General features: G+C 64.9%; 9 protein-coding genes. 7 read left to right on the forward strand and 2 right to left on the reverse strand.

Features of this window, described 5'->3' with window-relative positions; translation table 11 throughout:
* From Y704_RS20615 to Y704_RS20630, 7 genes are all read left to right on the forward strand, one after another.
* On the forward strand, window positions 1–1,233 hold a 1,233-nt coding region (locus tag Y704_RS20615; protein ID WP_035772411.1), incomplete at its 5' end, for an alpha-amylase family glycosyl hydrolase.
* 138 nt (window positions 1,234–1,371) lie between these two features.
* Window positions 1,372–1,797: a hypothetical protein gene (locus Y704_RS20620; RefSeq protein WP_155850335.1), complete on the forward strand. Its 426-nt coding sequence runs from the start codon at window positions 1,372–1,374 to the stop codon at window positions 1,795–1,797.
* 25 nt (window positions 1,798–1,822) lie between these two features.
* Window positions 1,823–2,086 carry a hypothetical protein gene (locus Y704_RS24020; protein ID WP_155850337.1) on the forward strand — a complete coding sequence of 88 codons (264 nt, stop codon included), beginning with the start codon at window positions 1,823–1,825 and terminating at the stop codon, window positions 2,084–2,086.
* Between the two features lie 203 nt (window positions 2,087–2,289).
* Complete coding sequence (locus Y704_RS0111045) at window positions 2,290–3,021, forward strand: DUF72 domain-containing protein (RefSeq protein ID WP_026550166.1); 732 nt, start codon at window positions 2,290–2,292, stop codon at window positions 3,019–3,021.
* A 102-nt stretch (window positions 3,022–3,123) separates the two neighbouring features.
* Entirely contained in the window at window positions 3,124–4,056 is a 933-nt protein-coding gene (locus Y704_RS0111050; protein WP_026550167.1) for an AEC family transporter, read from the forward strand.
* Between the two features lie 162 nt (window positions 4,057–4,218).
* Window positions 4,219–5,079 carry a nuclease-related domain-containing protein gene (locus Y704_RS22795; RefSeq protein ID WP_081747571.1) on the forward strand — a complete coding sequence of 287 codons (861 nt, stop codon included), beginning with the start codon at window positions 4,219–4,221 and terminating at the stop codon, window positions 5,077–5,079.
* Between the two features lie 34 nt (window positions 5,080–5,113).
* Window positions 5,114–6,298, forward strand: a complete 1,185-nt coding sequence (locus tag Y704_RS20630; protein ID WP_162149402.1) for a hypothetical protein — start codon at window positions 5,114–5,116, stop codon at window positions 6,296–6,298.
* 61 nt (window positions 6,299–6,359) lie between these two features.
* On the opposite strand, the gene Y704_RS24025 is transcribed toward Y704_RS20630, so the two are convergent.
* Window positions 6,360–6,605, reverse strand: a complete 246-nt coding sequence (locus tag Y704_RS24025) for a hypothetical protein (RefSeq protein WP_155850339.1) — start codon at window positions 6,603–6,605, stop codon at window positions 6,360–6,362.
* 119 nt (window positions 6,606–6,724) lie between these two features.
* Window positions 6,725–9,210: DUF3320 domain-containing protein (locus Y704_RS25570; RefSeq protein WP_275451063.1), on the reverse strand; the 2,486-nt coding region annotated here is incomplete at its 5' end.

A 9,210-nucleotide genomic window follows, 5' to 3' on the forward strand; every position in this document is an offset into this window, starting at 1 on the left:
GCCGCTCCCGGTTCGCCTGAGCGGGCGATGTTTCACTTCGAGGAAGGGCCCGACGATGGCACTCCCCCGAACAACTGGCAGAGCGTTTTCGGTGGGTCGGCGTGGAGCCGCGTGCACCCGGACTCGGCCACGGACCGGCAGTGGTATCTCCACCTGTTCTCCCCCGCGCAGCCCGACTGGAACTGGCGCAACCCCGCGGTGGGTGACTACTTCGAGGGCGTACTGCGGTTCTGGTTCGATCGGGGCGTGGACGGGCTGCGCATCGACGTCGCGCATGCCCTTTTCAAGGCCGACGGCCTTCCCGATGCACCCACCGCCGGTGCCGTCGTCGACGGGCTGCGGTCCAATCCGCAGGTGTCGGATCAGGAGGAGGTCCACGCGGTGTACCGGCGGTGGCGGACGCTCACGAACTCCTACACCCCGGAGCGTGTCCTCGTGGGCGAGGTCAACCTCGAACCGCATCGCGCCGCCCGGTACACGCGCGGCGACGAGATGCACCAGGCGTTCGCCTTTTCCTTCGTTCGCCTCATCTGGGACGCCGCGGCCTGGGCTTCCGTGGGGCGCGAGCTCGAGGCGGCACGGCGGGAGCACGGCGCCGCCCCCACCTGGGCGCTCGAGAACCATGACATCGTCCGCTCGGCAACGCGCTTCGGTGGCGGCAGTCGAGGTACCGCGCGGGCCCGGGCCGGCCTGCTCGCACTCCTCGGCCTCCCCGGCGGCGCCTATATCTACCAGGGTCAGGAACTCGGTCTGCCCGAGGTGGATGTGCCGCTTGCAGCCCGCGTCGACCCTATGTGGGCGCGGGGCGGAGTTTCACGCGACGGTGCACGAATCCCCCTTCCGTGGACGGCTTCGGCGGAATCCTCCCACGGTTTCTCGCTGACCGCACCGGCGTCCGACCCGTGGCTCCCCCAGCCGGCGTCGTGGGGGTCCTCCGCCGTCGAAGTGCATCGGGAGGATCCGGAGTCGACGCTCCGGCTGGTCGTCTCCGCGCTCGAGCTGCGGCGGCAACTCGCCACCAAGGGCATCTTCACCCGGGACGACGGCGGGACCTGGAGGGTGGAAGACGGGAACCTGCTCATCTGCGAGCGCGGACCGGAGTTTTTCGTCGCCGTCGCCATGGGTGATGGGCCCGCGCGGTTGCCCGCGGGCTCGGTGCTCATTAGCGCTGCACCCCAGGCGGTGGAGGGCTGGCTGGAGCCGGACAATGCGGCGTGGGTGCTGCGGAACTGACCGCCAGATATGGAGCTTGTCCGCCTCCCCGCTGTGGCAGGAATGGCGCAGCGGGGTTGACTGAGATAACGAAGTGATAAAGAGTGGCGAGGATCGGGAGAATAATCAGTCGAAATGCAGACAATCTCAGGGGGATGCATGACGAACTCAAAAAATCGCAATCACTCCATTTTTATAGGTTTCATTCTGCTCACGGAGGGTATGACCCTTCTGCTGTCCATTCCTGACAGTGTTCTCGAGCAGGGTGATGATGCGACTCGAACGTGGCTTGCCGAGAGGAACGCTGCAGGAGAGTCGGGCGGAGAGACGGTCCAGCCCATGGCAAACGTCTTCAGCTGTGCTGGGGCCATCGCCGTCGCCATTGCGGGCGTTGCTCTCCCCGCTGCCAAGATTCTCAAGATCAAGAAGTTGGCGAACGAGTTGGGAGGAGTTTCTGAAGCGGTGCAGCTGCTGTGGGGCGCCAGTTTCAAATACGAAAAGATGCAAGCCGCGGGCGGCGCCCTTGCGGCCCTCGGAGCCGAGCTCCTCGGTATCGCCGCAATTCAGAATGAATGCTTCGAATAAACAAGGATCGTAAAGGACTGAACTTATGAAAATGGCAATTAGTTCCTCAGCCGCAGTTCTCGCTATAGCTGCCATCGTCGTTGGTTTCGTGTTCGATGAATTGGTAATCGGTCTCGCCCTGGCCGGCCTCGCGTTGGTGGTATGGGCCGCATCGACAAGTGTTATCGGCAATATCGGTGGTTTCGGGAAATCAGCCAAAGTCGCTGACCCCGATGCCGTTCGGCAATATCGATCGGAGCACCCAGGCGCATCGATTGCAGACGCATTGCGTGCAGCAGAGACGAAGTAGCAGTGCCTCCCATCATGGCCCGCGAGTCACGAGAGGGTAGGACTCGACGTTGCGGACCAGCGAAGCGTTTCGATGCGTTCGTGACGCCGACGCCGGGTAACGGGGATGACGCAGGCGCTGATCCTGGCCTGTCGATGAGTTCCTCGAGCAGTCGGGCTTCGATCGATGTCCGCCTGTTCTGACCCGGCGCTGCGGGGCTGATCATGGGCATCCACATCGGCACCTCCGGCTGGAGCTACGACCACTGGAACGACGTCGTCTATCCGGCCGGAACTGCCTCCAGCAAACGGCTCGGCTACTACGTCCAGCGCTTCGGCACCGTGGAGCTCAACGCGAGCTTCTACCGCTGGCCCCGCGACACCGCGTTCGCCAGCTGGCGCAGGAGGCTTCCCGAGGGCTTCCTCCTCTCGGTCAAGGCACCCCGCGGGCTCACCCACGGGAAGAAGCTGTACCAGCCCGACGTCTGGGTGGAGCGCATCGTCCGCTGCTGGCACGAGCTCGGCGACAAGCGCGCCATCCTGCTCGTCCAGCTCCCTCCTGGTTTGGCGCGGGATGACGCGCGGATCGACTACTTCCTCGGTCTCCTGCCCGACTGGATCCGGGTCGCCGTCGAATTCCGCCACGACAGCTGGAACGACGACGCCGTGTACGCACTGCTGGAGCGCCACGGTGCGGCGTACTGCGTGATGAGCGGCGCGAACCTGCCGTGCGTCCTGCGCGCCACCGCGCCGTTCGTCTACCTGCGGATGCACGGGCCAGACTCCGAGTACCTCTACGGCGGCTCCTACTCCGACCAGGACCTGCACTGGTGGGCGAACCGGATCCGCGAATGGCAGGGCGCGGGCAAGGACATCTACGTGTACTTCAACAACGACGGCGGCGGGAACGCGGTGCGGAACGCCGACACCCTGAGGTCCATCCTCGGCGACGGGTAACATGCGCTCAGCTTGCTGGCCAGCCACTACGCTCAGGAAGGGGTTGGCTCGCAGATTGCCGGCGATCAGGGCTGGCGACGGCCCGCCGGATAGGGAGTATTCGTGGGTGGGGTTCTCCAGGGCTTCCTCGTCATCGCGGCAGTGATCGGCGTCGGCTTCTGCCTTGGCAAGCTTGGCGTTCTCGGCCGCGGCGCCCAGGAAGTGCTGTCACGGCTGGTCTTCTTCGCCGGCACGCCGGCCCTGCTGTTCGTCACCCTGATCTCGGCTGATCTGGCGGACGTCGTGTCGCCGACCCTGGCGGTCACCGCCATTTCCACCACGCTGGTCGCGTTCATCTACGCGGGCATTGCGCACTGGGCGCTGAAACGGAGCACGGGAGACACCGTGATCGGCGCGCTGTCGTCGTCGTACGTGAATGCCGGCAACCTCGGCATTCCCATCACGGTGTTCGTCTTCGGGAACGCGGCCCTCGTGGCGCCCGTCATGCTGTTCCAGGTGGTGGTGGTCGCGCCCGTTGCCTACGCGATCCTGGACATCAACGCGAAAATTTCCGAGTCGGTGGGCAAGCGCCTCCTGCGTCCGCTGCGGAATCCCATCACTATCGGCAGTTTTCTCGGGATGGCAGTATCCGGGACAGGAATCACTGTTCCTCCGCTTCTCCTTGAACCGGTCGAGCTCGTCGCCGGCGTCGCCGTGCCGGGTGCGCTGATTGCATTCGGTCTCTCTCTTGCGGCGGGCTTGCGGACGGCCCAGCCTGTTTCCGCCGTCGACCTCAGTCTGGTGACGTTTCTCAAACTCGTTGTCCACCCTGCGCTGGCGTTCCTTGTCGGGCGCTTCGTCTTCGGGATGGAGGCTGTTCCGCTGCTCGCGGTCACCCTTTTCGCTGCCCTGCCGACGGCGCAGAATGTGCTCATTGCGGCGATCCGGTACGACCGCGGGAGAGGCATCGCGCGTCAAGCCGCCCTCGTGACGACGGCGCTGTCGGTCCTGCCGATGATCGCGATCGTGGCGCTGGTGGATGTGCCGGGCTTCTGACGGGCCGGCTTTTCCGATGGACTGGCCCGAGGTTGTGCAAATCCTGACCCAATCCTGCTGGTCTCACGGGCCCGGATGCGCGGATTCGCTGCCGGTTGACCGGTAGATTTCGAACAGCGATAGCACTATGGGGGGAAATCCGTTGGAAGAACTGCAGACGGCATGACGGCTGGGGAAACTTTATCACCGGCCGTGCAAGAAAACGTCGGGCTTCCCCGGGGACCGCTCAGCGAGCGAATCCCCGGTCAAGCTGTCATCGAGGAGCTTCTTGCGTGCCACCAGTTCGATCCTCCCCGCGGTCGGGTGGGTCGGCTATTCGGCGCCCGTCCACTCGGGACCCAGAGCACTCCCTGGTATTGGGGCGCACTTGGCGAACAGGAGGTCGGTCGGATCCTTGCGTCGCTCGGGCCGGAGTGGACCGTGCTGCATGCTGTGCCGGTCGGCAACAGATCCTCGGACATCGATCATGTAATTATCGGGCCCACCGGCATTGTCACGCTGAACACCAAGCGGCATGCCGATCAGCCGGTCTGGACGGCGAGAACCACCTTCATGGTCTCCGGCAAACGGCAGCCTCACATCCACAACTCGGTGTACGAGGCGGATCGCGCCGCAAAGTTGCTTTCACGTTCGGTCGGCCGCGATCTGCAGGTCACTGCCGCCATTGTGGTTGTGGGTGCAAAGAGTGTGACGGTGAAGGAAAAACACCAGACGGTAGCAGTCCTCACCCCGCGTCAGCTACTGCGCTGGCTGACGCGTCGTCCTTCAACCCTGACGCCGCAGCAGGTCGCCATCGTTTCCGCTGCCGCTGTTCTTCCCGAGACCTGGAAGCGCGACCCGCCAATCCTCCAGGAACCGGCAAGCATCGCCGTTGCGTTCGACTCGCTGCGCCGCGCCATAGACCAGGCGCGGCGACGGCGGGTCGGCTGGGTGCTCACCATGCTCGTGACAGTCCTCGGCATATTATCCGGGGCGCTTCCGACCCTTCTTGCAGGCCTGTTCCTCCTGCTCGAGCCGTCCTGACTTTCCGCTCCCGCCTCACCCACAATCCCCGCCAATGGAGGAATTCCGGTTGCTGTACTTTCCATCGAAGAACACCGCGGCGCATGTGCCTGCCCCCGTAGATGTGACCCGGCTGCGTCAACTGCTCGACAACGATATTTGGGCCTTCAGTAACTGCCGCGTCGATGCTCCAGGATTGCCGGTCGCCGAGGTCGACTGGCTCTTCTACAATGCGGCGAAAGGGACCTTCATCCTGTGCGAATGGAAAAGGTACCCGCACGCAGTTTCTCAGGTAGCCGACACGGGCGCGCCGTGGACCTTGGGAAACGGGGCCAGCGTTCCGAATCCACTTGAACAGGTGGCGCGGCAGCTCGACGCGATCCGCCGCGTGCTGCGGGGATCCCTCCGCGAAACCTTCTTTCCCGACGTCGGCCTGCTGGCGGTAAACCCGTTCCAGAGTGTCTACTCTCCTCAGATCGGCGCGGCGACCGTCCAGGAGCGGCTTCGGTTCGGCAAGGTGTTCGGATCGCTGGAGGATCTCGCGCAGACAGTCTCAACGCGATTTAGCCCTGTGCCGCTTCTCGTGCCCGACGACGACAGGCTACGCCTCGCGGAGATGCTCGCGGAGGAGTTCCGGTGCGCGGTGTCCCAGGGTGTGACGAAGAAGCTCGGAGCGGGCGCACCACTGGCGGGAGTGAACGCAGACCGGCGGATGAGGGAGATCCATCTTGAGCTAGCGGCGCTTCACACCGAACTGGCCGGCCTCCTGCAGGTGCCTGCAACAGTTCGGCCGGCACCTCAAGTGGCTGTCCCCATCCCACCGCGTCCCCCAGAAACAGAAAAGAAGCCCGCCGTCGTGGTTCAAGCATCGGCAACGCAGGCGAAATTGACCAAACATCAACGGATGAAGCGCCATGTGGATCGTTTTCTACCCAGCGCCGATTTGACGCAGGTGGCTAAAACGGGCGCCCTTAAATCGGCATGGCTCGCTGCATTGACGGATTCCGACCTGCACCTGAAGGAGGGTGTCAGTGCGGCCCTGTTCGGCGCGGTGGCAGGGCCGCACTTCAGCGATAGCAGCTCCTTCAAACAGCTCCTCGGCACGGGCCTGCCGGCATGGTGCCTTGCCCAGGCTCACGAAGCAGGGTTGAAGGCCAGCATGCAGAAGGGCGCTTCAGGGCAGATCCGGCTCTCGAAGCCTCGCGTGCAGGCAGCGTCCAGTGATGCTGCGCTGGGCTAAGAAGTGGACTTAAGCACTTGCTCCCTGAGCGACGTATCTCCACGGGTGAAAGCACAACGAATCACCACCACTCGTGGCTGCACTCGGCGTTCTGGCATTGCCACTTCGGAACGCCGAACTCGACCCGCCCGGTCCTCGGGTACACCCGCTGCTCCGGCGTGATGCAGCACCCGGCAAACACCGTTTCCGGCGATTCTTCCTGCGCCTCCGAGGTCATCATTCCATAGGCGATCGGCCATGATTTGCTTCCGCAGACGGGACAGTCGCGGAGGCGCTTGCGCGTCGTCCCTCGCTCTTTGGTGGTCATCCGCCCACCCTATGCTTTCGCTCAGACAACCGCTCAGCGGACCATCGCTGAAACTTTTTGTAACTCATATCCGTCGGTCCACGACTGCCAGGTGACGCGCCGCGACAGCGGGGGGAATGCTACGAGGCCCGGATGAGCCCGCCGTCGTCGATCCGCAGCTTGCCGGCTTTCACGGCATCGCGCATTGCATCCTCAAGCCGCTCCCCGATCCCGGTGGTGACCCTGATCCCACCGAAGGAGCGAACCGTCTGCCGCTTGAGCTCCTCGAGCCGAATACCCGCCGCCGCATGGCACACGTCCACCATCGCATTGGCAATCTCGACCTTGCTGACATGCTCGATCTTCCGGTCCGTCTCCAGTCCGTTCTCCCGGTAGCCGTCCCAGGTCAACGCGTCCCGTCCCGAAGGCCAGACGAACGAGTCCGCATCCACCCTGTACTTCCGGCGATCGACCAGAGCGAGGACGGAGCCGGCCCGCTGGTTGTTCACCTTGTTCAGCGTGAATTCCGCGCACACCAGCTTTGCCAGCCGGACCGTGTGGATCGGGCCTTCCGCTTCGACGATCTGCTCGACGACGGCAGTAACCAGCGCCCGCGACGTCGAGGACGAGGACGAGGACGAGGACGAGGACGAGGACGATCTCAGCGTATCCAGCACGTCGATGCCGCCCGTCCCCCGAACGGTCCACGCGACATACTTGCTGACCTTGGCATCGATCACCGTCGCCGACGGCGCACCACGCACGGCGGTGAACTCGGGAAACAGCGCCTCGTCCTCCCCCGCTTCAGTCCTGTTGGCTGCCGTCTCCGGCACCGACTCCGGCGCCTCAACCCGGACCTCGACCGGCGGAACCTCAGCCCCGACAGTGGAAATCCCCTGGGCCACTTCCACCAGCCTCCCCACCACGGTGTCCGCGTCGGCCAGCCACTCCGGCAGCCACACCCGCTCCACGGCCGGCCAGCGCAGCATGCGCGACAGCACATCCGAGGGCAGTCCGTCCCGATCTCCGGCAGTCCCCCGCGCCGCCCATGCGGGCGAGTCCAGCAGCACGGCCATCACCGGCCGCTCGGGCGCATCGGGCAGGGCGACGCTGAGGTCCACCTTGAAATCGGAAAGCCCGACGTCGGTGGTCACCAGCAGGCCCCGCTCGCGCAGGGCCCCCGCGATCTGTTCCCGGTGCCGGTCCACGGCGGGTTTGCGGCGCCCGTCGAACGGCAGCGCTCCGGTGCCGTGGGCGGCGAGCTCGAGGTAGCTCCGAAGGTGCTTGATGCCCACGGAGGAGGTTTCCTCAGCGCGCAGGTCCGACGGATCGAAGCTGGAGAACACGATGACCTGGCGGCGCGCACGCGTGACCGCGACGTTGAGCCGCCGCTCGCCGCCGCTGCGGTTCAGCGGCCCGAAGTTCAGGGGCAGGTAGCCGCGGTCGTTCTTGCTGAAACCGGTCGAGAAGAGGATGGTATCCCGCTCGTCCCCCTGCACATTTTCAAGGTTCTTGACGAAGAGGCCGTCGGCGGCGTCCAGGGCGTCTGCGACGCGGGGGTCGTCGGAGTCGCGCAGCAGCGATTCGATGAGGGCACGCTGCTGCAGGTTGAACGTGACCACGCCTATCGACGGATAGACACCCGGCGACGCCGCAAATCGGCGCTGGATCTCCCGGACCACCGTTTCGGCCTCCACAGGGTTGGTCCGCAGCAGCTTCCCCGCCCCCGACCGGTTGAACTGCCCGTCCACCCGGATGAAACTGATCCCGTAACCGTCGATGGCGGAACTCGCCGGACCGTGCACCGGAGCGGGAAAGGAGGAGAGTTTGCTGTCGTAGTACTGCTGATTGCTGAACGCGATCAGCGACTCGTCCTGGCTGCGGTAGTGCCAGGACAGCCACTGCCGCGGCACGCGCGCCAGCACGCATTCGGACAGGATGGACTCCTCGTCCTCCACCGTCTCGTTGGCGAGTTCGGTCTCCTCGTCCTTTTCCATCGTGGTTTCCGCGAACGAGGTGGGAGGCATCTGCTTGCTGTCACCCACGACGACGACGACGCGTCCCCGCCCCATTGCGCCGACGGCGTCGGCCACGCGGATCTGCGACGCCTCGTCGAAGACGACGAGGTCGAACAGGCCTGCTTTCGCCGGGAAGAACCTCGCGACGGAATCGGGGCTCACCAGCACGCAGGGCATGATTAGGGTAATGAGTTCGCCATACGTCTCGAGTAGCGGACGCACCCGCAGACCGCCTGATTTGTAGTTGAGCTGGCGCTGCAGTGAACCCATCTGGCCGGCCGTCGAACCGGCGTCGAACCGCCGTGCTTTCAGGACGTCGTCCGGGAGCGCGGTTCTCAGGTAGTCGCGGACGTGATGGGAACGGCCGGTGAAGCGTCCGATCATCTTTTCGTGACTTCGCGGCTCGAACCGATCAAGTCCCGTGGCAGCTGCGCGTTCCCGCTGCGACGCCAGGGCGAGCCCCCGCTCGAAAGCCCTGCCCGCGTCGTCGGAAGAGATGCGGCCCAGTTTCATCTGCTCCCGTGCGAGCTCCAGCCCGGCGGTCCGCAGCGGCTCAAGCTGCGCGAGAAAGGCAAGCCACCGTCGCAGCGACGGCACGCTCGGCTTGT

The organism is Arthrobacter sp. Br18, from assembly GCF_000520555.1.
In the GTDB taxonomy this organism is placed as follows: domain Bacteria; phylum Actinomycetota; class Actinomycetes; order Actinomycetales; family Micrococcaceae; genus Arthrobacter_D.

What these genes read in the sequence shown, in the direction of transcription:
- Y704_RS20620 (WP_155850335.1), top strand. Translation starts at nt 1,372, where the DNA reads ATGACGAACTCAAAAAATCGCAATCACTCCATTTTTATAGGTTTCATT.
- Y704_RS24020 (WP_155850337.1), top strand. Translation starts at nt 1,823, where the DNA reads ATGAAAATGGCAATTAGTTCCTCAGCCGCAGTTCTCGCTATAGCTGCC.
- Y704_RS0111045 (WP_026550166.1), top strand. Translation starts at nt 2,290, where the DNA reads ATGGGCATCCACATCGGCACCTCCGGCTGGAGCTACGACCACTGGAAC.
- Y704_RS22795 (WP_081747571.1), top strand. Translation starts at nt 4,219, where the DNA reads ATGACGGCTGGGGAAACTTTATCACCGGCCGTGCAAGAAAACGTCGGG.
- Y704_RS20630 (WP_162149402.1), top strand. Translation starts at nt 5,114, where the DNA reads ATGGAGGAATTCCGGTTGCTGTACTTTCCATCGAAGAACACCGCGGCG.
- Y704_RS24025 (WP_155850339.1), bottom strand. Translation starts at nt 6,605, where the DNA reads ATGACCACCAAAGAGCGAGGGACGACGCGCAAGCGCCTCCGCGACTGT.